Consider the following 22,477-nt stretch of genomic DNA (forward strand, 5'->3'; position numbering starts at 1 on the left):
AAACGAAGAGCGGATGCCCCGGGGCATCCGCTCTTCGTTCATTCCTCGTGGATGACGGGGTCGTACCCTGCCCGGCGCAGCACCTCGATGACCTCATCGCGGTGTTCGGGCCCGCGGATCTCGACCGAGAGCTTGAGCTCGACCTCGCTGATCTGCAGCTTCGAGCCGTGCCGCGTGTGCAGCACCTCGATGACATTGGCGTTGGCCTCGGCCAGCAGCTCGGCGATGCGTGCGAGCTGTCCGGGCTTGTCGGGCAGGCCGATGCTGAGCGACAGGTAGCGGTCTGAGGCGGCGAGGCCGTGCGCGATCACCCGCTGCATCAGCAGTGGGTCGATGTTGCCGCCCGAGAGCACGGCGACGACCGGGCCGTCGCACTGCACCGCCCCGGTCATGAGCGCCGCCACCGCGACGGCGCCGGCCGGCTCGACGACGAGCTTGGCGCGTTCGAGCAGCACGAGCAGCGCGCGGGCGATGTCGTCTTCACTCACGGTGACGACCTCGTCGACCGCATCGCGGATGACGGCGAAGTTGAGCTCGCCCGGCCGGTACACCGCGATGCCGTCGGCGATCGTCGGCACGACCGGCACCTGCACCGGTGCCCCGGCGGCCAGCGAGGCGACGTAGGGGGCGGCGTTCTCGGCCTGCACCCCGACGACCCGAACGGCGCGACCGAGCTCGGAGGCGCGCTGTTTGACCGCGCTCGCGATTCCGGCCGCGAGCCCGCCGCCGCCGATGGGCACGACGATCGTCGTCGCGTCGGGTGCCTGCTCGAGGATCTCGAGTCCGAGCGTGCCCTGGCCGGCGATGATGTCGTGGTGGTCGAACGGTGGGATGAGCACTGCGCCGGTATCGGCGGCGAATGCGGCGGCCGCCTGCAGGGTCTCGCCGACCGAGTCGCCGTGCAGCACGACCTCTGCGCCGTACGCACGGGTGGCCTCGAGCTTGGGCAGCGCCACGCCGACGGGCATGAAGATCGTGGCCCTGATGCCGAGCTCGCGCGCAGCGTAGGCGACGCCCTGGGCGTGATTGCCGGCCGAGGCCGCCACGACCCCGCGTGCGCGCTCGTCGTCGTTCAGGGCCGAGAGCCGGTTGTAGGCGCCGCGCAGCTTGTAGGAGCCGGTGCGCTGCAGGTTCTCGCACTTGAGGTACACCGGAACCCCGACGGTGCGGCCGAGGAAGCGCGACGACTCCATGGGGGTCTGCCGGGCGACCCGGCCCACGACGGTGCGGGCCGCGACGAACTCGGCGAGGCTCGGCCCCGCGATGGTGGTGCTCACGTCGTTCATTCTCCTCGTTGGAATCCGGGCTTCTGCGGCACCGTGCTCCAGAGCGGCGACCTGGCGCGGGTCGCCGGTGGCGGCGCTTCGTCCTTCCACGACCCGCGCGACACGTAGACGATCATCACGTTGACCACCGCCGCGACGGGCACGGCGAACAGCGCACCGGGGATTCCCGCGAGCAGCGAGCCGGTCGCGACGGCGACGACGACGCCGAGCGGATGCACCTTCACGGCCGTTCCCATGATGAGCGGTTGCAGCACGTGGCCCTCGACCTGCTGCACGAGCAGCACGATGCCGAGCATGATCAGCGCGATCACCCAGCCGTTGTAGACGAGCGCGACGAACACGGCGAGCGCGCCCGTCACGACGGCACCGACGATGGGAATGAACGATCCGAGGAACACCAGGATCGCGATGGGCACGGCGAGCGGCACCCCGAGCAGGAATGCGCCGAGGCCGATGCCGATCGCGTCGATCGTCGCGACGAGGATCTGCACCTTCACGAAGTTCTGCAGCGTCGCCCAGCCGGCGGTGCCGGCGCCGTCGACGGCGGCGCGTGCGCGGCGCGGGAAGATGCCGACGATCCAGTTCCAGATGCCGCGGCCGTCGATGAGGATGAACAGGGTCGCGAACAGCGCGAGCAGCATGCCCGCGAGGAAGTGCCCGAGCGAGGAGCCGAGCGAGAGCGCGCCGCTGACGAGGATGCCGCTGTCTTGTTGCACCGAGGTGATGATCTGGTCGACGAAGTCGTTGAGCTGCTGTTCCGTGATGTGCAGGGGGCCTTCGAGCAGCCACACCCGGAACTCGTCCCACGCCACGAGCGACTGCGCGGCCAGTTCGTCGGCGCCGCGCACGATCTGCGTGATGCCGAGCGTGAGCAGCCCGCCCACAACCGCCAGCGCCGAGAGCATCGCCGCCGTGACGCTCAGCCACTTGGGCCAGCCGTGACGCTGCAGGAACGCCGAGAACGGCACCAGCAGCGCACCGAGCAGCACCGCGACGAGGACCGGGATGACGATGAGGCGCAGCTGGATGATCAGGAAGATGACCACCGCGACGACACCGCCGATGAGCAGCAGCCGCCACGACCACGCCGAGGCGAGGCGCACGCCGTAGGGGATGCTGTCGGTCACGTCGCGCCGCGCCGGCGGCTCGGGCGGTGCTGCTGACTGCTGGTTCACCCGGCGTGCTCGGCGTCGGGCGATCCGCCCGGCCCGTCGATCCCCATGCGTCGAGTCCGCCATTCGTCCAGTCTAGGCGCGGCGTATGCGCGCGGCGGTATGTCGGTGGATCGGGCTAACGTCGTTCACACCATGGTCGACTCCGTCTCTCCCGCCCTCGCCCGCCGCATCGCGCTCGCCGCGCAAGGGTTCGCCCGCCCACTGCCCGAGGCGGCGGGCACCCGCGCGCTCAACGGCGTGGTCGACCGGCTCGGGCTGCTGCAGATCGACTCGGTCAACGTGTTCGAGCGCAGCCACTACCTTCCGGCATTCAGCCGCGTGGGGCAGTACGACCGGGCGTTGCTCGATCGGCTCACGAGTGGGCGTCGCGGCCGCACAGTCGAGTACTGGGCGCACGAGGCTGCGTTCATCCCCCGCGAGCTCTGGCCCCTCTTCGAGTTCCGCCGGCGCGAGTTCGCGCGCATGGGCAGCAGTTGGGGCGGTTGGGTCGCCGAGAATCGCGACCTCGCGGCATGGCTGCGCTCCGAACTCGCCGCCAACGGCCCGATGCGTGCGAGCGAGATCGAACACGACGCCAACGTGCGGCAGGGCCCCTGGTGGGGTTGGTCCGACGTCAAGCGCACCCTTGAGTGGATGTTCCGCACCGGCGAGGTCGTGTGCATCGAACGCCGCCGGTTCGAGCGCGTCTACGCCCTGCCCGAGCAGGGCCTGCCCGCCGAGCTTCTGGGCGAGCCGCCGGCCGAGGCCGACGCCGTGCGCGCACTCGTGTCGCTGGCGGCTGCCGCGCAGGGCATCGCGACCGAGGCCGACCTCGCCGACTACTGGCGGCTCAAGCGCACGCGCGTGAAGCGGGCCATCGCCGAACTCGTCGATGAGGGCGTGCTGCTGGCCGTCGAGGTTCCGGGGTGGACGACCGGCAAGCGGCCCACCGCCACATGGCTGCATCGCGACGCGCGCCGACCCCGGCGCATCGAGGCCGCCGCCGTGTTGAGCCCGTTCGACCCGGTCGTCTGGTTCCGCCCGCGCGCCGAGCGCCTGTTCGACTTCCACTACCGCATCGAGATCTACACGCCCGAAGCCGACCGCAAGTTCGGCTACTACTCGCTGCCGGTGCTCATCGACGACCGGGTCGTCGGGCGGGTCGATCTCAAGAGCGACCGCAAGGCCGGGGTGCTGCGGGTGCAGTCGGCGTGGACCGAACCCGCCGCGCCTTCAGACACCGCCGCCCGATTGGCACCGGTGCTGCGGCGTGCCGCCGCCTGGCAGGGGCTCGACGACATCACGGTCGTCGGCCGAGGCGACCTCTCCCCCGCGCTCGCGGCCGAACTGGCAGCCTGACTTCACGCGAGTACTAGAACGCGCCGCCCATCTGCTCGAGGCGCTTGACGCGCTCGGCGATCGGCGGGTGCGTCGCGAACAGCCGGTCGATCACGCCGGGCTTCAGCGGGTCGGCGATCCACAGGTGCGCCATCGACGAGTTCTGCCGTTTCATGGGCCTGCCGTAGGTCTCGAGCTTCTCGAGCGCCCGGGCGAGCGCGTCGGGATGACGGGTGGTCATCGCACCCGTGGCATCGGCGAGATATTCGCGCTGCCGCGAGACGGCGAGTTGCACGAGGCTCGCGACGAGCGGCGCGATGAGCATCGCGACGAGGCCGAAGATCATGACGATCGGGTTGCCGTTGTTGTTGCCGCGGCCGAAGAACGCCATGCGCACGAGCATGTCCGAGATGAACCCGACGGCCACGACGAGCCCGAACACGATCATCGACAGCCGGATGTCGTAGTTGCGCACGTGACCGAGCTCGTGCGCCATGACGCCCTCGAGCTCGGCGTCGTCCATGATCTCGAGCAGCCCTGTGGTCGCCGCGACCACGGCGTGCTCGGGGTCACGCCCGGTGGCGAACGCGTTGGGAGCGGGGTCGGAGATCACGAAGACCCGCGGCATCGGCGTGCCGGTCGTGATCGACAGGTTCTCGACGGTGCGCCAGAGGCGGGGGTGGTCGGCCTTGGAGTGCAGCTCGACGGCACCCGACATCGACAGCGCTTGCCGGTCGGCGGTGAAGTACTGGAACAGCGCGTAGGCGATCGCGATCACGACGGTGACGATGACGATGGTCAGGTCTTGGTAGACCCACGCCGCGAGCCACCCGAGCCCGCCGATGATGGCGAGGAAGAACAGGATGATGAAGACGGTGTTGCGTTTGTTCTTGGCGATCGCGCGGTACATCAAATGCCCCTGGGGGTCTCGATACGCGTCGCGCTTCGCGCGGCGCTACTCGACCTTGATGGGTGCCTGACGGCGCCCATCAAAACTGCACGCGCGGCGGCTCGGCGATGGCCGCCGGCTCGGTGACCTCGAAGAAGTCGCGCTCGTGGAACCCGAGGCCACGCACGAACAGCGTGTTCGGGAACACCTTGATCTTGGTGTTGAGCTCGCGCACGCCGCCATTGTAGAACCGGCGCGACGCCTGGATCTTGTCTTCGGTGTCGACGAGCTCGGCCTGCAGTTGCAGGAAGTTCTGGCTCGCCTGCAGCTGCGGGTAGGCCTCTGCGACGGCGAAGATCGACTTCAGTGCCTGCTGCATGTGGTTCTCGGCGGCACCGGCCTCTGCAGGCCCCTGAGCCGACAGCGTCTCGGCACGGGCCTTCGTGACGTTCTCGAAGACCGCCTTCTCGTGTGCCGCGTAGCCCTTGACCGCCTCGATGAGGTTCGGAATCAGGTCGGCACGGCGCTTGAGCTGCACCGTGATGTCGCTCCACGCCTCGTCGACGCGCACGTTCAGCGTGACCAGCGAGTTATAGGTGGCCCACAGGTAGATGCCGATGATCAGCACGAGTGCGACGACGATGATGACGGGGATGAGCCATTCCATGGCACGGACTCCTAGCGCAGTGGGCGGCTGAATGCGAGCGTGATCAGCGGTGCGGCCAGTCTACCGAGGCCCTCCCTGCGCCGACCGTCGTTCCCATGAGACTCAAAGGAACCCCGTGGGGGCCTCCGGGCGTAGGCTCAGCCTGTGACCGAGCGGCCCCACCAGCCACGGCGCCCTGGCCGGCCTCGCGGAGCGAAGCCCGGCGACACCCGGGCGCGCATCCTCGTCGCCGCGACCGACGAGTTCGGTGAGCGCGGCTACGAGGCCGCTTCGATGCGCGCGATCGCCCGGCGGGCGGGCGTCGACCCTGCACTCGTGCATCACTACTTCGCAGACAAGCAGAGCCTGGTCGCCGAGGTCGTCGAGGTTCCACTGCGTCCCGACCGGGTACTCCAGGCCGCGCTCGACGGTCCGCTCGAGCACCTCGGCGAGCGGCTCGTGCGCGCTGTGCTGAACGCGTGGGACTCGGCGGCCGTGAGGCCCGCCGCCATCGCCGCTCTGCGTTCGGCGATGGGCCAGGGCCCGGTCTCACGCATGCTGCGCGAGTTCCTGCGCCGCGAGATCATGCATCGCATCGCGACCCGGCTCGAGGGCGACGACGCCGAGCTGCGTGCCGAGCTCGCCGCGTCGCAGCTCGTCGGCGTGATCATGATCCGATACGTACTCGAGTTCGACCCCGTCGCATCGCTGCCGGTCGACGAACTCGTCGCCCGGGTCGGACCATCGGTGCAATGGCACCTCGCCGGGCAATTGCCGGGCACCGCCGTCGACCTTGACAGCATCGGGCCCGAGGCGAAGAATTCAGCACATGATGAATAATGCGGATGCCGCGACCGGCGCCGCGGGCACCGGGGCCGCGATCATCGTCGAAGACCTGCATGTGCGCCGCGCGAAGATCCCCGTTCTCGAGGGCCTCAACCTCGCCGTGCCGAAGGGCCGCATCGTGGGACTGCTCGGCCCGAGCGGCAGCGGAAAGACGACCCTCATGCGCTCGATCGTCGGCGTGCAGGTCGTGCAGTCGGGGCGCATCGAGGTGCTCGGACTTCCGGCCGGCTCACCCGAGCTGCGCCGCCGGGTGGCGTACGTCACCCAGCAGGCGAGCGTGTACGACGATCTCACCGTGCGCCAGAACCTCGGCTACTTCCGCCGTGTGCTCGGCGCCGGGGCATCCGATATCGATCGCGTCATCGAACGCACCGACCTGGGATCCGTCGCGAACCGGCTCGCCGGCTCGCTCTCGGGGGGCCAGCGCGGTCGGGTCTCGCTCGCCGCAGCCCTGCTCGGCACCCCCGAGGTGCTCGTGCTCGATGAACCGACCGTCGGCCTCGACCCAGTGCTGCGCGTCGAGCTCTGGGGACTCTTCAGAACCCTCGCCGACGAAGGTGCCACCCTGCTCGTCTCGAGCCACGTCATGGACGAGGCCAAACGCTGCGACCGGCTGCTACTCATGCGCGACGGCGAGCTGCTCGCCGACGACAGTGTGCGCGGCGTGCTCGAGATCACCGGCACCGACGACGTCGAGACGGCCTTCCTGCGGCTCATCGATCGCGGCACCCCCGACCTGCGGCCGCCCGACGAAACCGCCCGGCTCGCACAGACGGCGGAATCGATCGATCCCGACTCCGAGGGTGAGGCGGCGCGATGACCCTCGTGCGCACCTTCGCGACCGCAGGCCGCGTGCTCACCCAGATCCGGCACGATCCGCGCACGGTCGGGCTGCTGCTCATCGTGCCGAGCCTGCTCATCGGCCTCGTCGCGTGGATCTTCACCGACACCGACGTCTTCGCGACGATCGGCCCGGCAATGATCGCGCTGTTCCCGTTCATCGTGATGTTCCTCGTCACGAGCATCGCGACCCTGCGCGAGCGCCGCAGCGGCACCCTCGAGCGCCTCTTCTCGATGCCGATGGGCAAGGGCGACTTCATCCTCGGCTACGCACTGGCGTTCGGGCTGCTCGCCGTCTTCCAGACCGCGATCGCGGTCTCGTTCGCGGTCTGGGTCTGCGGCCTCGAGATCGAGGGCTCGATCTGGCTGCTCTTCGCGGTGGCGGTGGCCGACGCCCTCCTCGGCACAGCGCTCGGACTGCTCGCGAGCGCGTTCGCCCGAACCGAGTTCCAGGTCGTGCAGTTCATGCCGGTGCTCGTGTTCCCGCAGATCCTGCTCGGCGGCATCTTCCTGCCGACCGACCAGTTGCCCGAAGGGCTCGAGGCGATCAGCGAGTGGCTGCCGCTCACCTTCGCGATCGACGCGCTCACCGCCGTGGCCGACGGGTCGGAGGACGCCGAGTGGATCCTGTCGAAGATCCTCGTGATCGCCGCCTGGATCGTGGGATCGATCGTGGTCGGCTCGATCACCCTGCGGCGGCGGACTCCATAGCCCCCCACCCCCGCCGGCGTGCCACCACCGAACGTTCCCGGGGTGCTTTCGCGCAAGATCGACGCGATTCACGAGCGAATGTGGCGGAAAAGCACCCCCGGAATGCTCAGGCGTCGACCGTGTCCGAGAACGCTCCGGGCCGCCCCTGCTGGTCGCCGACCTCTCCGAGCACCTGCTCGAGATAGGGGTTCGCGAACCGGCGCTCGGGGTCGAGCTCGTCGCGCACGCGCAGGAAGTCGTCGAAGCGGGGATACACTTCGCGCAGCGACTCGGCGGTCTGGGTGTGCAGCTTTCCCCAGTGCGGGCGGCCGCCGAAGCTGCGCATGATCGCCTCGACGCCCGCGAAGTACTCGCGGTGGTCTTCACGGAAGTAGCGGTGCACGGCGATGTACCCGCTATCGCGCCCGAACGCCGTCGAGAGCCAGTTGTCGTCGGATGCCGCGGCGCGGACCTCGATCGGAAAGCTGATGTTCCACCCCTTGCGCTCGATGAGCGCCCGCACCTCACGGAACGCCTCAGGCACGGCCTCGAGCGGTACCGCATACTCCATCTCGCGGAATCGCACCGCGCGTTTCGTCACGAACACCGACGGTGAGAAATCGGTGAACTCGCGGCTGCCCTGCACCTTCTCGACGCTTCGCGCAAAGGCCGGTGTCGCCGCGGGTGCGATTCGACCGACCTCGCAGAGGGCGAACAGCCCGCCGTTCGCGATGAGAGCGTCATCGACCCAGCGGGCGACTCGGCCGAGCGGTTCGCGCGGCGCATCGCCGGGCAGCCTCGTGTTCGTCTTCGTCATCGCCACGTCGGTGTGCGGGTGCCAGTAGAACTCGAAATGGTCGGCGCCGCGCACGCGCTCTTCCCAATCGCGCAGCACCTCGGCGAGCGGCTCGGGCCGCTCGACGGCGTGCAGCACGAACCGCGGCACGAGCTGCAGGGTCACCTCGACGAGCACACCAAGGGCGCCGAGGCCGAGCCGCACCGCGGGCAGCAGCTCGGGCCGCTCGGTCTCGCTCACCGTCAACAGCTCGCCGGTGCCTGTCACGAGCTTCGCGGCCACGATCTGCGTCGCGAGCCCGCCGAAGCCGAGGCCCGTGCCGTGCGTGCCGGTCGAGGTCGCGCCGGCGATCGTCTGCCGGTCGATGTCGCCCATGTTCGGCATCGCGAGGCCGTAGGGCGCGAGCAGCCCGGGGAGCTGGTGCAGCCGGGTGCCGGCGGCGAGCGTGACCCGGCCGGTCGCAACATCTGCGTCGATCACTCCAGAGAGGTCGGTGAGGTCGAGTTGAACGCCGGGCGCCACAGCGATGCCAGTGAAGCTGTGTCCCGACCCGACCGCCTTGATGCGAAGGCCGGATGCCGCGGCGGCGGCCACGGCCCGCTGCACCGCGTCGGCGGTCGGCGGACGTTCGACCCGCACCGGCCGCACCCGCTCGGTGCGAGCCCAGTTGCGCCACATCGCTCCAGTCGCGGTCACAGGAACGCCTTCCCTTCTCCCCGATACGTCGGGACCGTGTCGATGACCTCGTTGCGGTCGACGACCGCGAACTCGTTCAGGTGTTCGGCGAGCTCACCGGATTTCGTGTGCCGGAACCACACCCGATCGCCCGGAGCGAGCCGCCGCGCCGCGCTGCCCGACACCGGAGTCTGCACCTCGCCCGCCATCTCGCGCGGCTCCATGCGCAGGCCCTCGGGCCACACGATGCGGGGCAGCCGGTCGGCCGCGGGCGGGCCCGAGGCGATCCATCCGCCGCCGAGCACCGTCGCGTGCACCGGACCCGGGCGCCGCACGACGTCGAGCGCGAACGCCGCCGCGGGGGCGGGCGTGAACTGCTCGTAGCCGTCGAACAGGTGACCGCCGAAGATGCCGGATCCCGCCGCGATCTCGGTGATCGAGGGGTCTGCCGAGGTGCGTTCGAGCGAGCCCGTGCCGCCGCCGTTGACGAACTCGAGCTCGGCGTGCTCGCGCACCGCGGCGACCGCGCGGGCGCGGCGTTCGACGAGCTCGGGCATCGAGCGCGACTGCATCCAGCGGTTCACCGCGCCGTCGACCGGGCGCCCCTCGGGCCGGTTCACGACGCCGGCGATCTGCGCTTCGTACGACATCAGGCCCACGAGCTCGAAGCCGGGTCGCGCGACCACGTAGGCCGCGAGCGCGCCCGCGTCGGCGGGGTCGTGCACGGGCGAGCGGCGCACGCCGAGGTGGCCGAGCAGCGGGGCGTCCCACGATGCGTCGAGCTCGATGCAGACGCGGATGGGCTCGCGGTTGCGGGGTGCGAGCACGCCGTCGATGAGGTCGAGTTGCGCGGGCGAGTCGACCATGAGCGTGATGCGGCGCGCGAGAGCGGCGTCGGTCGCGAGCCGGCGGATGCTCGCCAGCTCGGCCGTGGGATACCCCACGACGATGTCGTCGACGGTGTCGGCGAGCCACAGCGCCTCGGCCAGCGTGTAGGCGAGCACACCACGGTAACCGGGCATGCGCAGCAGGGCCTCGATGACCTCGCGCACGCGCAGCGATTTCGACGCGACGCGGATGGGCATGCCGTTCGCCCGGCGCAGCATGTCGAGCGCGTTGTGGCGCAGCGCGCCGAGATGCAGCGCGCCGATGGGCGCGTCGAGGTGCCGGGTCGCGTCGGTGAGGGCCGGCCAGTACGTCTCGGGTGAGGTCCAGGTCGCGGCATCCGCTGCCGGAATGCCGCGCATGCGCAGGTCGAGTGCCATCAGCGCACGCTCCTGACCCGGGCGACGGCGAAGGCGCCGGCAAACGAGAACGCGGCCCCGAGCAGGAACACGAGCACGAACGAGCCCGAGGCCACGACCGCCGCGGCGCCGATCATCGGGGCGACGGCCTGTGGCACGGCCGAGGCGATGTTCATGATGCCGAGGTCCTTGCCGCGCGAGGCGGCGTCGGGCAGCACCTGGGTCGCGAGCGCCTGGTCGACCGAGAGGAAGCATCCGTAGCCGAGGCCGAGCAGCCCCGCGGCGACCATGGCGACCGTGAGGTCGGGGAAGAGTGCGAGCATCAGCGCGGCGACGCCCTGCAGGGCCGAGGCGACGAACACGAACACCTTGCGACGGCCGAGGCGGTCGGAGAGCCTTCCGAGCAGCAGCGACGCGAGGATCACGAACACCATGTAGATGAGCGTCAGCACGATGAGGTCGTCGGCGGCGTTCACGTCGTTCAGCTGGAACATCAGGAAGTACAGCAGCAGGCTCGTGCCGAGCGCATTGCCGACCGAGACGAGCACGCGGCTGAGCAGGGTCCATCCGAAGTCGGGGTGCTTGCGCGGGCTGATCCAGAAGCCGGCGATGATGCTCCTGGCCGTGACCCGCTCGCGCTCGCTGGGCGCGAGCGGCTGGTCGGCGCGGAAGAGGAACGGAACGGCGAGCACGATCAGTATCACCGCGAGCATCACGTACCCGAGCGAGGCATCGCTGACGAGCTCGGTCACGAGCACGAGCCCGACGATGATGCCCACGGCCTGCGGCGCCGACATCCAGCCCGACACGAATCCGCGCTGGTTCACGGGGACCTGGTCGGAGATCGTCGCGGTGAGGGCGGCCGTCATGATGCAGAAACCGACGGATGCCGCGACCCAGGCCGCCCCGATGGCCCAGATCTCGGTCTGGAGGCCGAGCATGATGAGCGACAGGCCGAAGACGGCCGCGCCGATCGCGATCCACGGGCGGCGGCGTCCGAACCGCGACGTAGTGCGGTCGGAGAGGGCACCGGTGAGCGGGTAGGCGATGATGGTGGCGATCGCAGCGATGCCGGAGATCGCGCCGAATGCCACGACACTGTCGACCCAGTTCTCTGGGTGCAGCTGCGCGTCGATCTGCGCCGGCAGCAGCAGCTGCACAGGGGTCAGCTGCGCCATCCAGATGCCGAGCCACACCGTCGTGAACGAGGCGATCCAGCCGGCGCCGACTCGGCGCGTCGGTTCGGCGAGCGCGCTCGTCGCGGCATCCGTCAGGGGTGGAGCGGCACGCGTCATCGGGTGTCGGCCATTCTCGTGAGGGCGTCGGCGGCCGCGGTTGCGACCGCTCGGGCGGCATCGTCGTCTCGATCGACGAGCCAGGTGAGCGTGAGCCCATCGGTGAACGCGACGAGCACGCGGGCGACCCGGTCGACCGGGGATCGCCACCGCGCGCCCGTGTGCTTCGCTGCGAGTTCGAGCGCGTGTGCCGCGAGCGCCGTGTAGCGCGCGTACTGGGCCGCGGCGAGCGGATGCCGGTCGGGCGACCGCAGCGCGTACTGCGTGAGCTCGAGCATCGCCTGCTCGTGCTCGGGGTCGGCGCGCAGGTGCTCGAAGTAGCGCAGCAGTCCGGCCTCGAGGATCTCGTGCAGCGTCTGCCCCGGGATCAGGTCGGGCAGTACCGCCTGTTGTTCGCGACTGACCACGGTCGTGATGAGTTCGTCGATGAGCTCGTCGCGCGAGTCGAAGGCGTAGTGGAAACTCGCGAGCGACATGCCCGCCTCGGCGACGATCGCCCGGGTCGTGGCCTGTGCGAGCCCGTTCCGCGAGACGACACGCAACGCTGCGTCGATCAGCGCCGCGCGGCGCTCGGCTGCGGGAATTCGGGTCACGGTGCTCCTCTCGACGCCTTCGTCGGCTGAAGTGGGTCAATTGTCCCAGTCGGAACAGTATGCACGATTACGGCTACGCTCGCAGTATGCGCCTCGGTGTTCTCGACGTCGGTTCCAACACCGTGCACCTCCTCGTGGTCGATGCCCATCGCGGCGCGCGGCCGATCCCGATGTCGTCGCACAAGTCGGTGCTGCGCCTCATGCGCTACCTCGAGCCCGACGGGGCGATCAGTGAAGCGGGCGTCGCGGCGATCATCTCAGCAGTCGGCGACGCGGCGGCGATCGCCCGCGAGTCCGGTCTCGACGAGTTCCTGCCCTTCGCGACCTCGGCCATCCGCGAGGCCGCCAACGGTGAAGCCGTGCTCGAGCGGGTCGCGCGCGAGACCGACGTCGAGCTGCAGGTGCTTCCCGGCGAAGACGAGGCCAACCTGACCTTCCTCGCCGTTCGGCGCTGGTACGGCTGGTCGGCCGAGAACATCCTGCTCTTCGACATCGGCGGCGGGTCGCTCGAGCTCACCCAGGGCGTCGACGAGGTGCCCGACGTGGCGCGCTCGGTGCCGCTCGGCGCGGGTCGCTCGACCGTCGAGTTCCTGCCCGACGATCCGCCCACCGAAGACCAGGTCGCCCGCCTGCGGGCGCACGCACGCCAACTGCTCGCCGGCGAGGTCGGGGCGTTTCGCGACCTTCCCTCACCCGACCACGTCGTCGGATCGTCGAAGACGATCCGCTCGCTCGCCCGCCTCGCCGGCCACGTCGCCGACGGCGTCGGTTCGAGCGACCGCTACGTGCTCACCCGCCGCGGGCTCGACGATTGGACTCCGCGGCTCGCGAAGATCCCAGCAGACTCACGACCCGCACTTCCCGGCATCACCGCCGATCGCACGTTCCAGATCGTCGCCGGCGCCGTGGTGCTCTCCGAGGCCATGCGGGCATTCGGCGTGCGCGAGCTCGAGGTGTCACCGTGGGCGCTGCGCGAGGGACTCATTCTTCGGCGCCTCGACGTCATGCAGTGACATGCGAGGCACCCCTCGTCGGTGCTCCCGCTGGGATTCGAACCCAGACTGAGGCGATTTTAAGTCGCCTGCCTCTGCCGATTGGGCTACGGGAGCGCGGCGCCGCACGATGGCGGCGCCGCGTTCCACACTACTTCGCGGCGACCGGCTCGGCGGCGACGACCTTCGCGGCGGCCGAGCCGCCAGCCTTGGTCTCGGTCGTCGCGGACTTCGACTCGAGGGCCGCCGACGCCTTGGGATCGGCCTTCTTGGCGGCTGATGCCGTGGGCGCGGCCTTCGCCTGCGGTGCGGCGTCGGTGACGACCTTGGGCCGAGCGGCGAACGCCTCGAACTGGGCGCGCGGCTGCTGCACCGCTGAGAGCGACACGATGTCGCGGCCGAGCCAGAAGTTGTTCCACCAGCCCCAGAACACCCGGAACTTGCGCTCCCAGCTGGGCATGGCCAGACCGTGGTAGCCGCGGTGCGCGAACCAGGCGATGAGCCCCTTCAGCGCGATGTTGCCCGACTGGAACACGCCCGAGCCGACACCGAGGCCCGCGACCGCGCCGAGGTTCTTGTGGAAGTACTCCTTGGGCTCCTCGCCGCGCAGCACCGCCACGATGTTCTTCGCGAGCAACTTGCCCTGACGCACCGCATGCTGTGCGTTCGGCACGCAGTAGCCGCCCACGCCGCCGCCCGTGAGGTCGGGAACCGCGGCGATGTCGCCGGCAGCCCACGCGTCGGCCACCCAGTCGTCTTCATCGCCGACACGCAGGTCGGCACGCGTCTGGATGCGGCCCCGCTCTTCGACCGGGAGGTCGCTCGAGCGCACGATGGCCGGGTTGGCCATGACGCCTGCAGTCCAGACGATGAGGTCGGAGGCGAAGCTCTCGCCCGTCGACAGCTCGATGTTGCCGTCGACCGCGCTCGTGAGCTGCGTGTCGAGGTGGATCTCGGCGCCGCGCTGGGCGAGGTGCTTGATGACCCAGTGGCTCGTCGGCAGCGAAACCTCGGGCATGATGCGGCCCATGGCCTCGATGAGGTGGAAGCTCGTGTCGTCGAAACTGAGCTGGGGGTAGAACTCGAGCAGCGAGCTCGCGAACGAGCGCAGCTCGGCGAACACCTCGATGCCCGCGAAGCCGCCGCCGACGACGACGAACGTGAGCAGTCGATCGCGCTCGGGGCCGGCAGGAAGGTTCGCCGCCTTGTCGAAGTTGGTGAGCACGCGGTCGCGGATGGCGACGGCCTCTTCGATCGACTTCAGCCCGATGGCATTGTCGGCGATGCCCGGGATCGGGAACGTACGCGACACGGCGCCGCCGGTGACCACGACCACGTCGTAGTCGAACTCCCACGGCTCACCGAGTTCAGGCGTGATCGTCGCGACCTTCGAGGCGTGGTCGATGCGCGTGACCTTCGCGGTGATGACGGTGGTCTTCTTGAGGTGACGACGCTGCGAGACGACCGAGTGACGCGGCTCGATCGACCCTGCAGCCACCTCGGGGAGGAACGGCTGGTAGGTCATGTACGGGAGCGGGTCGACGATCGTGACCTCGGCCTCGCCCGCGCGCAGCCACTTCTCGAGCTTCCACGCAGTGTAGAACCCGGCATAGCCGCCACCGACAATGAGAATCTTGGGCACGGTGAAATGGACTCCTCGTTTGCTTGAACGTGCGATCACTGTTCGCGATTGCGGACAGTCCGCCTGAGATGCCGAGTGGCGCCGATGCCCAACAGCGCTCCTATCGTACCAAATCCGGCGACCAGCGAGAGCGGGACCGTGATATAGGCGAGCGTCCAGGGAGTCGGCAGCAGCGTGTTCGTCGCGTCCCCTTCGGGCAGCGGCGGGTCGGCGATCGGTACGATCTCGGGTTCCTCGGCCGACGGGGCGGGTGTTTCACTCGTCGCACGCCGGTGCAGGGTGATCCACTCGGCCAGGCTGCCGAGCGGATTCTCGTCGACGCTCTCGACGTCGGCCTCGAGCGCCTCGACGGGGTCGATGAGCCCGAATCCGTACAGCGCGCTCGGCTCCTTCGGGTCGGCCGTCTTGATGACCCGTTCGATGACGTTCGCCGCGTCGAGTTCGGGATACTCCGAGCGCACAAGCGCGACGAGCCCCGACACGAGCGGCGCCGCACCGCTCGTGCCGCTCCAGATCGCGACCCGCCCATCGGGCTGCACGCCCACCAGGTCTTCGCTCGGCGCCGCGACGGCGATCGTGATGCCCTGCGAGCTCGCGTCGAAACTCGCGTTCTTCTCCTTGTCGACGCCCGCGACCGTGAGCACGCCGGGAATCGTCGCGGGGGCGCCGACCTCGCTCGTGCCGCTCCCGCGGTTGCCGGCGGCCGCAACCACGACGACGTCGTTCTCGAACGCGTAGGTGAACGCGTCGTCCCAGCTCTCGGGCCAGTCACGGGTGTTGCGGGTCAGCGACATGTTGATGACGTCTGCGCCGTTGTCGACCGCCCAGCGCACGCCCTCGGCGATCTGCTCGTCGTTGGTCTTCTCGGCCCCGGTGTCCTGGCCGAACGCTACAGAGACCGCCAGGATCTCGGCCTCGGGCGCAACGCCGATGACGCCACTGCCCTCGCCGGTTCCACGCCCGGCGAGCAGCGAGGCCACCATGGTGCCGTGTGCGCTGTCGGCCGGGTCGCCGACAGGGGTCTGCCCGTCGGGAGTGCCGAGGCCCGAGACATCCGTGCCGCCGGTGACGACGCCGCGCAGTTCGGCGACATTGCCGTTCACGCCCGTGTCGATGACGGCGACGGTGACGCCCTCGCCCTTCGTCGTGTTCCAGGCCGTCGTGAAGCCGTAGTCGCCGAGCCAGTACTGGTAGTCGCGCACGGTGTCGGCGTGTGCCGGCGCGGCACCGGCGAACACGACGGCGCCCACCGCGGCGACCGCTGCGGCGACGCGCACGGTGCGGGCGAGTGCGCGGGCACCCTGGCGCCGGGTCATCCGCTCAGCTCTTCGGATGTCGCGTCGAGCGCCGATTCGGAAGGCTCGTCGACCCCGTAATCGGGGCACTGGCAGACGGTGGGCGACCACGACGAACGCTCGAGCGCGAGGTCGCCGATGGGGTTCGCGCCCGGGCCCGCGGCGAGGGAGTGCGCCGCGAGCGCGTGCAGGCACTTGACCCGGGTGGGCATGCCACCTGCCGAGATTCCGGCGATCTCGGTGACGTCGCCGTAGAGGCTGCGATCGGTGAGGAAGTCGCCGTGGGCCCGCCGGTAGGCCATGCGCAGGTCGGCGTCACCGGCGAGCAGCTCGGTGCATTCGACCATCAGCTGCGCCGCCTCGAGGAACGACATCGCGGCCGTCGCCACCGGGTGCGAGAGGTAGTAGAACGTGGGGAACGGGGTGCCGTCGGCCAGTCGCGGGGCCGTCGCGACGACCGTGGGCGCGCCGCACACGCAGCGCGCGGGAATACCGACGACGTCGCGCGGGCGTCGGCCGAGCTGTGCGGTGACGATGCGCAGGTCGCGCTCGGAGACCGGTGCGAAGGGCGGGCGCGTCATCACTCGCCCGATTCTTTCGCGGCAGGCGCGAGCCCCGCGGTCATCACGGAGTCCAGCAGCGTGCGCATCCAGTCGCCCTTCGTTTCGGTCACTTCAGCCGAGACCTCGGCTGCGGCGTCTGCCGCGGTCCCAACCGGCCGGTCGTCGATGACGAGGTAACTCACCTCGCCCGGCATCACGTAGTAGAGCCGTTCACGTGCCTGCGTCACGATGAACGTCTCGTCGTTCCAACGCTCACGCTCGTCGCGAAGCCGCGCAACCTCCTCCTCTTGTGCGGAGACGGCGGCGCGAAGCTCCGCGATCTGCTGCCGTTGTTGTGCGAACGCCGCGATAGACGGCGCGAGCACCACGACGGCGAGCACCAGTATGCCCATCATGATGAGCGAGAAACCTGAGAATCGGATGCCCCTCAGCCAACCCGCGCGCGCGGAATCGCTCGAGGCCTTGCGGGTGGAATCGCTCGGGGACTTGCGGGGAGTGCCGGTGCGCGACGCGGGCTTCTTCGGGGGCTCGGGCTTCTTCGGCTGCCCGGGCTTCTGTGACGCGGGCTTCTTCGGATCGGGCTTCTTCGCCGGCTCGGGCTTTTTCGGTTCGGACTGAGCCGGCGTGCGACCTCGCGGCGTCTTCGCGCCTGCCGGATTCGCGGGGCGGCGGGGTGTGCGGGCGGAATCGCCGTTCATCACCCTCCTCATCGCCTGCCTCGAAGACCACGGCGGGGGTGGCCACGCGGCCACCCCCGTCGCTGTCAGCTACGCGATCACGCCGTGTAGCGAGGGAACGCCGTGCGGCCGGCGTACACCGCGGCCTCACCGAGCTCTTCTTCGATCCTCAGAAGCTGATTGTACTTGGCGACCCGCTCGCTGCGGGCGGGCGCGCCCGTCTTGATCTGACCCGCGTCGGTCGCGACCGCGAGGTCGGCGATCGTCGTGTCTTCGGTCTCGCCCGAGCGGTGCGACATGACCGCCGAGTAGCCCGAGCGGTGCGCGAGCGATACCGCGTCGAGGGTCTCGGTGAGCGTGCCGATCTGGTTGACCTTCACGAGGATCGAGTTTCCGGCGTGCTTTGCGATGCCGTCGGCGAGGCGCTTCGGGTTGGTGACGAACAGGTCGTCGCCGACGAGCTGCAGCTTTGAGCCGAGCTCGGTGGTGAGCTGGGCCCAGCCCTCCCAGTCGTCTTCGGCCAGCGGGTCCTCGATCGAGATGAGGGGGTAGGCCGCGGCGAGCTCGGCGTAGTACGCGCCCATCTCGGCGGACGTGCGGTCCTCGCCCTCGAAGCGGTAGACGCCGTTCTCGAAGAACTCGGTCGCCGCGACGTCGAGGCCGAGGGCGATGTCGGTGCCGAGCGTGAAGCCCGCCTTGCCGATCGCCTCGGAGATGAAGTCGAGCGCCGCACGGTTGTGCTCGAAGTCGGGGGCGAAGCCGCCCTCGTCGCCGAGGCCCGTCGAGAGTCCCTTCGACTTCAGCAGGCTCTTCAGCGCGTGGTAGGTCTCGACGCCCCAGCGCAGGCCCTCGGCGAAGCTCGGTGCGCCGATCGGCAGCACCATGAACTCCTGGATGTCGACGCCGGTGTCGGCGTGCGCGCCGCCGTTGATGATGTTCATCATGGGAACGGGCAGCACGTGGGCGTTCGGGCCGCCGAGGTAGCGGAACAACGGCAGATCGGCTGAGTCGGCCGCGGCCTTCGCGACCGCGAGGCTGACGCCGAGAATCGCGTTGGCGCCGAGGCGGCCCTTGTTGTCGGTGCCGTCGGCCTCGATCAGGGCAGCGTCGACGAGGCGCTGGTCGCTCGCGTCGAGGTCTTCGATCGCAGGGCCGAGGTCGTCGAGCACGGCGTCGACGGCCTTCTGCACGCCCTTGCCGAGATAGCGGTCGGCGTCGCCGTCGCGCAGCTCGTATGCCTCGAAGGCGCCGGTCGACGCACCCGAGGGCACTGCCGCACGTGCCAGGGTGCCGTCGTCGAGCAGCACCTCGACCTCGACGGTCGGGTTGCCGCGAGAATCGAGAATCTCGCGCGCGCCTACAGCTTCGATGAATGCCACAGTGAACTCCTCTGTGATGGGGGTGACTGGTGGACGACTCCGTCGTGATCCGCACACGAGTCTAGAGGTCGAGGATGTCTCGTGCTCGCGCGTGACGCCCGACGGCCGCGGCACGCCGCCACTACTTCGGAGATCTGCACCGATTCGGGCACACGCTCGCAGATTCGCCCGAGAACGTGGCGATCTCCGAAGTAGTGGCGGCGTGCCGCGGGTGAGCGCAGCGGGCGAGCGGGCAATGTCAGGCGGTGAGCTCGCGGAACACGAGCGAGGCCGAATCGGTGGTTTCGGGGCCGACCTGCGCGAACGCGTCGAAGCCGTCGGCGGTGACCCGGTCGAGCAGGGCGCGCAGGTTCTTCACGCGACGCTCGAGGCGCACGCGGGATCCGGATGCCACGAGCTCGGCCTTGAGCGCGAGCAGCTGCGGCAGCGGCACGCCGGCGTCGTGCACGAGCACGACCGCGCGCGGGCGCGCCTCGTCGCCTACCGCGACCAGGTCGACGATGCGCTCGAAGCCGATCGAGAAGCCGCAGGCCGGCACCTCTTGACCGAGGAAGCGCCCGATCATGTGGTCGTACCGCCCGCCGCCGCCGAGCGAGTAGCCGTGATCGGCGTGCGCGACCTCGAAGATCGTGCCGGTGTAGTAGCCCATGCCGCGCACCAGGGTGGGATCGAACTCGATCGCCGCGTCGGGCAGCGCGGCGCGCAGGGCGAGCAGGTCGCCGTACGCCTCTTGGTCGAGCCACGCCGGCGGTGGCGCGACGCCATCGCCGAGGTGCCAGTCGGCCGCGGTCAGCGCCTCGAGCTCGGCGGCGACATCGGTGCCCGCCGTGACGACGCCGAGCTCGGCGAGCTCTCTCGCCACTCCCCCGGTGCCGATCTTGTCGAGCTTGTCGATCGTGATGAGCGCGCGCTCGCGCAGCTCGTCGGGCACACCCCATGAGCCGAGGATGCCGGCGAGGATGCGCCGGTCGTTGATGCGGATCGTGCAGTCGCCGAGGCCCAATGCGTCGAGGGTCGCGACCGTCGCCGTGAGCAGTTCGAGCTCGGCGAGTTGCCCGGCCTCGCCGATGATGTCGATGTCGCACTGCACGAACTGGCGGTAACGGCCCTTCTGCGGGCGCTCGGCACGCCACACCGGTGCGATCTGGATGGCGCGGAACACCGGCGGCAGCGCCGCGCGGTGCGTCGCATAGAAGCGGGCGAGCGGCACCGTGAGGTCGTAGCGCAGGCCGAGGTCGGCGAGCGAGAGGGCGTCGCCGGATGCCGCTGCCGCGGCCAGGTCGTCGGCGCTGAGTCCGCGCTTCATCACGGCGAACGCGAGCTTCTCGTTGTCGCCGCCGAGGCCGGCGTGCAGCCGTGACGAGTCCTCCATGACGGGCGTCTCGATCTCGTCGAAGCCGTGCGCCGCGTACACCCCCCGGATGACACCGAGGGCGTGCTCGCGCCGGGCCTTCTCAGCGGGGAGGAAGTCGCGCATGCCGCGCGGAGGGGTGACGGATGCAGCCATGCCGACCATTCTTTCAGCAGGCGCTACCATGCTCGCACCGCGACCCGACCGACTCCGGGCCTGCCCTCTGCCGCTGTGCCGTTCGACGCCCCTAGACTGCGACGAGCGAACAACGGGAGGCAGTGTGGCGGGGATCAGGGTCGAGGGCGTCGCCCGGTCGTTCGGCGAGGTGCACGCGGTGCGCAACGCGGCGTTCGAGGTCGAACCCGGAACGGTCGCGGGCCTCATCGGCCCGAACGGCGCGGGCAAGACGACGCTGCTGCTCATGCTGGCGTCGCTGCTCGCCCCCGACTCGGGTTCGATCCGCATCGCCGGCTACGACCCGGTCACCGAGCCGCACCAGGTGCGGCGGCGCATGGGCTGGATGCCCGACACGCTCGGGTCGTGGCCGACGCTGACGGTGCGGGCGGCGCTGGCCACGAGCGGCCGCATGTACGGAATGAGCTCCGACGCGGCATCCGATCGCGCCGCCGACCTCATCGGCCTCGTCTCGCTCGACCCGCTCGCCGACCAGCCCACCCGCGTGCTCTCACGCGGGCAGAAGCAGCGGCTCAGCCTCGCGCGAGCGCTCGTGCACGATCCAGAGGTGCTGTTGCTCGACGAACCGGCGTCGGGCCTCGACCCAGCAGCGCGCGCCGCGCTGCGCGAACTCGTGCGCAAGCTCGCCGGCGACGGCAAGACCGTGCTCGTCTCGAGCCACGTGCTCGCCGAGCTCGAAGAGATGGCCGACACGGCCGTATACCTCGCCGACGGCGAGACCGCGGCGCCAGACGACGTGGCACGGGCGGGCCAGGCGGCGAGGGGGTGGCGCATCCGATCGCTCGACGCTGATCGGCTCAGCGCTGCGCTCGAGGCTGCGGGGTTCGGGGCGGTCGCCGTCGTCGACCGCTTCGGCGCGGTCGTGCCGTTCGCGAGCGAGGCCGATGCCGCGCAGATGCTCGCCCACCTCGTGGGCGTCGGCGTGCCGATCTCGTCGTTCGCGCCCGCCGTGGGCGACCTCGAGCACGTGTTCCACGACCTGAACCGCCAGGGAGGCGAGGCATGAGCGGGTTCTTGCGCGGCATGTGGCTCATCGTCACGCTCGACCTCAAGCAGCGCGTTCGCGGTGTCGCGTGGTATGTGCTGCTCGGTGTGTTCGTGCTGCTCGTGACGATCGTCACGGTACTGACGGTCGTCGCGTCCAACGCGTGGGACACCGGCGGTGGGGCAGTCTTCTCGGTCGTCGTGTTCTTCGTGCTGCTGCTGGGCACGCTCGTGTCGCCGGCGCTCTCGGGCAATGCCATCAACGGCGAGCGCGACACGGGCACGCTCGCCACGACGCAGGTGACGCTCATCACGACCGCGCAGCTGGTGGTCGGCAAGTGGCTCGCGGCCTGGCTGACTGCGCTCGCGTTCCTCGCGGCATCGGTGCCGTTCCTCGTGTTCGGCATCGTGCTCGGGCAGATCACGGCGGCGACGATCCTGATCTCGGTGCTCGTGCTCGCGGTGGAGCTCGCCGTCATCGCCGCCATCGGCGTCGGGCTCTCGGGGGTGCTCACCCGCCCGCTGTTCTCGGTCGTCGTGACGTACCTGGTCGTCGCCGCGCTGTCGGTCGGCACGCTCATCGCCTTCGGGCTCGGGGGCGCGTCCATCCAGTCGGACGTGCGCCAGACGACCATCGCGGTCGACTACGAGGCGCTCGACGAGAACGGACTACCGCCGAACGGCAGCGAGGTGCCCTGCCTCGGGCCGCAGAGCTACGAATACCAGACGCCCCGATTCGACGCGGTCTGGGGCTTCCTCGCCGCCAACCCCTACGTGGTCGTCGCCGACGCCTCGCCGATCACGTTCGACGAGCACGGGTCGCCGCGTGACCTGTTCGGTTGGATCGCCGTCGGGGTTCGGCAGGCCCAGCACGCGCCCGACCTCGAGCCCGTGTACGACGAGTGCGCCGACTGGAAGGGCTATAACGGCTACGTCGGGAGCGACTACGAGACGCCGAGGGAGATCTACGACCGGTCGGTGCCGTCGTGGTTCGTGGGGCTCGCGATCCACCTGCTGCTCGGCGCGGGAGCGCTCGCGTGGGCGTGGCGGCGCTCGGAAGTGCCGGTGCGCCGTCTGCCCGCGGGCAGCCGTATCGCCTGAGATCGC

The 22,477-nt window shown here is 70.0% G+C and carries 22 protein-coding genes and 1 tRNA gene; 8 read left to right on the plus strand and 15 right to left on the minus strand.

The window, feature by feature from the left end:
* Positions 1-38 precede the first annotated feature (38 nt).
* Both ilvA and ABD164_RS17070 read right to left on the minus strand, forming a co-directional pair.
* The gene (ilvA, locus tag ABD164_RS17065) at positions 39-1,286 is read right to left on the minus strand and encodes a threonine ammonia-lyase (RefSeq protein WP_344297735.1); all 1,248 of its coding nucleotides are present in this window, start codon (positions 1,284-1,286) and stop codon (positions 39-41) included.
* Entirely contained in the window at positions 1,283-2,524 is a 1,242-nt protein-coding gene (locus tag ABD164_RS17070) for an AI-2E family transporter (protein WP_344297737.1), read from the minus strand. The genes ilvA and ABD164_RS17070 overlap by 4 nt, the downstream gene beginning before the upstream one ends.
* A 69-nt stretch (positions 2,525-2,593) precedes the next feature.
* On the opposite strand from ABD164_RS17070, the gene ABD164_RS17075 reads away from it, so the two are divergent.
* Positions 2,594-3,799 (plus strand): winged helix-turn-helix domain-containing protein, encoded by a 1,206-nt coding sequence (locus tag ABD164_RS17075; protein ID WP_344297739.1) that lies wholly within the window; start codon positions 2,594-2,596, stop codon positions 3,797-3,799.
* Between the two features lie 13 nt (positions 3,800-3,812).
* On the opposite strand, the gene ABD164_RS17080 is transcribed toward ABD164_RS17075, so the two are convergent.
* The gene (locus ABD164_RS17080) at positions 3,813-4,688 is read right to left on the minus strand and encodes a M48 family metalloprotease (RefSeq protein ID WP_344297741.1); all 876 of its coding nucleotides are present in this window, start codon (positions 4,686-4,688) and stop codon (positions 3,813-3,815) included.
* Between the two features lie 79 nt (positions 4,689-4,767).
* Positions 4,768-5,334: a LemA family protein gene (locus ABD164_RS17085; RefSeq protein ID WP_232499863.1), complete on the minus strand. Its 567-nt coding sequence runs from the start codon at positions 5,332-5,334 to the stop codon at positions 4,768-4,770.
* 144 nt (positions 5,335-5,478) lie between these two features.
* Between ABD164_RS17085 and ABD164_RS17090 the strand changes: the two genes are divergently transcribed.
* From ABD164_RS17090 to ABD164_RS17100, 3 genes are read left to right on the plus strand one after another with little or no spacing between them, the layout of a single operon-like run.
* Positions 5,479-6,153 (plus strand): TetR/AcrR family transcriptional regulator, encoded by a 675-nt coding sequence (locus tag ABD164_RS17090; RefSeq protein ID WP_344297743.1) that lies wholly within the window; start codon positions 5,479-5,481, stop codon positions 6,151-6,153.
* Positions 6,143-6,979, plus strand: coding sequence for an ABC transporter ATP-binding protein (locus ABD164_RS17095; protein WP_344297745.1), 837 nt, complete (start codon positions 6,143-6,145; stop codon positions 6,977-6,979). Before ABD164_RS17090 ends, ABD164_RS17095 begins: the two co-directional genes overlap by 11 nt.
* Complete coding sequence (locus ABD164_RS17100; protein WP_344297746.1) at positions 6,976-7,710, plus strand: ABC transporter permease; 735 nt, start codon at positions 6,976-6,978, stop codon at positions 7,708-7,710. The genes ABD164_RS17095 and ABD164_RS17100 overlap by 4 nt, the downstream gene beginning before the upstream one ends.
* 106 nt (positions 7,711-7,816) lie before the next feature.
* Here the strand turns inward: ABD164_RS17100 and ABD164_RS17105 are convergent, their stop codons facing one another.
* The 4 genes from ABD164_RS17105 to ABD164_RS17120 are packed head-to-tail and all read right to left on the minus strand — an operon-like array spanning position 7,817 to position 12,292.
* Positions 7,817-9,181 (minus strand): D-arabinono-1,4-lactone oxidase, encoded by a 1,365-nt coding sequence (locus ABD164_RS17105; protein WP_344297748.1) that lies wholly within the window; start codon positions 9,179-9,181, stop codon positions 7,817-7,819.
* Complete coding sequence (locus ABD164_RS17110) at positions 9,178-10,425, minus strand: alanine racemase (protein WP_344297750.1); 1,248 nt, start codon at positions 10,423-10,425, stop codon at positions 9,178-9,180. Before ABD164_RS17110 ends, ABD164_RS17105 begins: the two co-directional genes overlap by 4 nt.
* On the minus strand, positions 10,425-11,699 hold the full coding sequence (locus ABD164_RS17115; protein WP_344297752.1) for an MFS transporter: 1,275 nt from the start codon (positions 11,697-11,699) through the stop codon (positions 10,425-10,427). The genes ABD164_RS17110 and ABD164_RS17115 overlap by 1 nt, the downstream gene beginning before the upstream one ends.
* Entirely contained in the window at positions 11,696-12,292 is a 597-nt protein-coding gene (locus tag ABD164_RS17120; protein WP_344297754.1) for a TetR/AcrR family transcriptional regulator, read from the minus strand. The genes ABD164_RS17115 and ABD164_RS17120 overlap by 4 nt, the downstream gene beginning before the upstream one ends.
* An 86-nt stretch (positions 12,293-12,378) precedes the next feature.
* Between ABD164_RS17120 and ABD164_RS17125 the strand changes: the two genes are divergently transcribed.
* Entirely contained in the window at positions 12,379-13,305 is a 927-nt protein-coding gene (locus tag ABD164_RS17125; RefSeq protein ID WP_344297756.1) for a Ppx/GppA phosphatase family protein, read from the plus strand.
* A gap of 22 nt (positions 13,306-13,327) precedes the next feature.
* Here the strand turns inward: ABD164_RS17125 and ABD164_RS17130 are convergent.
* The 5 genes from ABD164_RS17130 to ABD164_RS17150 all read right to left on the minus strand — a co-directional run bounded on the left by ABD164_RS17130 (position 13,328) and on the right by ABD164_RS17150 (position 17,179).
* Positions 13,328-13,401 (minus strand) — tRNA-Leu (locus tag ABD164_RS17130).
* Positions 13,402-13,435: 34 nt separating this feature from the next.
* The gene (locus ABD164_RS17135) at positions 13,436-14,926 is read right to left on the minus strand and encodes an NAD(P)/FAD-dependent oxidoreductase (RefSeq protein WP_344297758.1); all 1,491 of its coding nucleotides are present in this window, start codon (positions 14,924-14,926) and stop codon (positions 13,436-13,438) included.
* 35 nt (positions 14,927-14,961) lie between these two features.
* Positions 14,962-16,242: a S8 family serine peptidase gene (locus ABD164_RS17140; protein ID WP_344297760.1), complete on the minus strand. Its 1,281-nt coding sequence runs from the start codon at positions 16,240-16,242 to the stop codon at positions 14,962-14,964.
* A complete protein-coding gene (locus ABD164_RS17145) occupies positions 16,239-16,802 on the minus strand; it encodes a DUF501 domain-containing protein (protein ID WP_344297762.1) in 564 nt (187 codons plus the stop codon). Before ABD164_RS17145 ends, ABD164_RS17140 begins: the two co-directional genes overlap by 4 nt.
* On the minus strand, positions 16,802-17,179 hold the full coding sequence (locus ABD164_RS17150; RefSeq protein WP_344297764.1) for an FtsB family cell division protein: 378 nt from the start codon (positions 17,177-17,179) through the stop codon (positions 16,802-16,804). The genes ABD164_RS17145 and ABD164_RS17150 overlap by 1 nt, the downstream gene beginning before the upstream one ends.
* Between ABD164_RS17150 and ABD164_RS17155 the strand changes: the two genes are divergently transcribed.
* Positions 17,178-17,402: a hypothetical protein gene (locus ABD164_RS17155; protein WP_344297765.1), complete on the plus strand. Its 225-nt coding sequence runs from the start codon at positions 17,178-17,180 to the stop codon at positions 17,400-17,402. The genes ABD164_RS17150 and ABD164_RS17155 overlap by 2 nt on opposite strands.
* 157 nt (positions 17,403-17,559) lie before the next feature.
* On the opposite strand, the gene eno is transcribed toward ABD164_RS17155, so the two are convergent.
* Both eno and hisS read right to left on the minus strand, forming a co-directional pair.
* Positions 17,560-18,840, minus strand: a complete 1,281-nt coding sequence (gene eno / locus ABD164_RS17160) for a phosphopyruvate hydratase (RefSeq protein ID WP_344297767.1) — start codon at positions 18,838-18,840, stop codon at positions 17,560-17,562.
* 238 nt (positions 18,841-19,078) lie between these two features.
* On the minus strand, positions 19,079-20,347 hold the full coding sequence (hisS, locus tag ABD164_RS17165; protein WP_344297769.1) for a histidine--tRNA ligase: 1,269 nt from the start codon (positions 20,345-20,347) through the stop codon (positions 19,079-19,081).
* A gap of 124 nt (positions 20,348-20,471) precedes the next feature.
* On the opposite strand from hisS, the gene ABD164_RS17170 reads away from it, so the two are divergent.
* Both ABD164_RS17170 and ABD164_RS17175 read left to right on the plus strand, forming a co-directional pair.
* Entirely contained in the window at positions 20,472-21,392 is a 921-nt protein-coding gene (locus tag ABD164_RS17170) for an ABC transporter ATP-binding protein (RefSeq protein ID WP_344297771.1), read from the plus strand.
* Complete coding sequence (locus tag ABD164_RS17175; RefSeq protein WP_344297773.1) at positions 21,389-22,471, plus strand: ABC transporter permease; 1,083 nt, start codon at positions 21,389-21,391, stop codon at positions 22,469-22,471. The genes ABD164_RS17170 and ABD164_RS17175 overlap by 4 nt, the downstream gene beginning before the upstream one ends.
* Positions 22,472-22,477: the final 6 nt, after the last annotated feature.

Origin of the sequence: Agromyces neolithicus, assembly GCF_039529735.1 — a bacterium.
Taxonomy (GTDB): domain Bacteria; phylum Actinomycetota; class Actinomycetes; order Actinomycetales; family Microbacteriaceae; genus Agromyces; species Agromyces neolithicus.

Coding starts and splice junctions, on each gene's coding strand:
- ilvA (WP_344297735.1), bottom strand. CDS start 1,286: ATGAACGACGTGAGCACCACCATCGCGGGGCCGAGCCTCGCCGAGTTC.
- ABD164_RS17070 (WP_344297737.1), bottom strand. CDS start 2,524: ATGGCGGACTCGACGCATGGGGATCGACGGGCCGGGCGGATCGCCCGA.
- ABD164_RS17075 (WP_344297739.1), top strand. CDS start 2,594: ATGGTCGACTCCGTCTCTCCCGCCCTCGCCCGCCGCATCGCGCTCGCC.
- ABD164_RS17080 (WP_344297741.1), bottom strand. CDS start 4,688: ATGTACCGCGCGATCGCCAAGAACAAACGCAACACCGTCTTCATCATC.
- ABD164_RS17085 (WP_232499863.1), bottom strand. CDS start 5,334: ATGGAATGGCTCATCCCCGTCATCATCGTCGTCGCACTCGTGCTGATC.
- ABD164_RS17095 (WP_344297745.1), top strand. CDS start 6,143: ATGATGAATAATGCGGATGCCGCGACCGGCGCCGCGGGCACCGGGGCC.
- ABD164_RS17100 (WP_344297746.1), top strand. CDS start 6,976: ATGACCCTCGTGCGCACCTTCGCGACCGCAGGCCGCGTGCTCACCCAG.
- ABD164_RS17110 (WP_344297750.1), bottom strand. CDS start 10,425: ATGGCACTCGACCTGCGCATGCGCGGCATTCCGGCAGCGGATGCCGCG.
- ABD164_RS17115 (WP_344297752.1), bottom strand. CDS start 11,699: ATGACGCGTGCCGCTCCACCCCTGACGGATGCCGCGACGAGCGCGCTC.
- ABD164_RS17125 (WP_344297756.1), top strand. CDS start 12,379: ATGCGCCTCGGTGTTCTCGACGTCGGTTCCAACACCGTGCACCTCCTC.
- ABD164_RS17140 (WP_344297760.1), bottom strand. CDS start 16,242: ATGACCCGGCGCCAGGGTGCCCGCGCACTCGCCCGCACCGTGCGCGTC.
- ABD164_RS17145 (WP_344297762.1), bottom strand. CDS start 16,802: ATGACGCGCCCGCCCTTCGCACCGGTCTCCGAGCGCGACCTGCGCATC.
- ABD164_RS17155 (WP_344297765.1), top strand. CDS start 17,178: ATGATGAGCGAGAAACCTGAGAATCGGATGCCCCTCAGCCAACCCGCG.
- ABD164_RS17150 (WP_344297764.1), bottom strand. CDS start 17,179: ATGATGGGCATACTGGTGCTCGCCGTCGTGGTGCTCGCGCCGTCTATC.
- hisS (WP_344297769.1), bottom strand. CDS start 20,347: ATGGCTGCATCCGTCACCCCTCCGCGCGGCATGCGCGACTTCCTCCCC.
- ABD164_RS17175 (WP_344297773.1), top strand. CDS start 21,389: ATGAGCGGGTTCTTGCGCGGCATGTGGCTCATCGTCACGCTCGACCTC.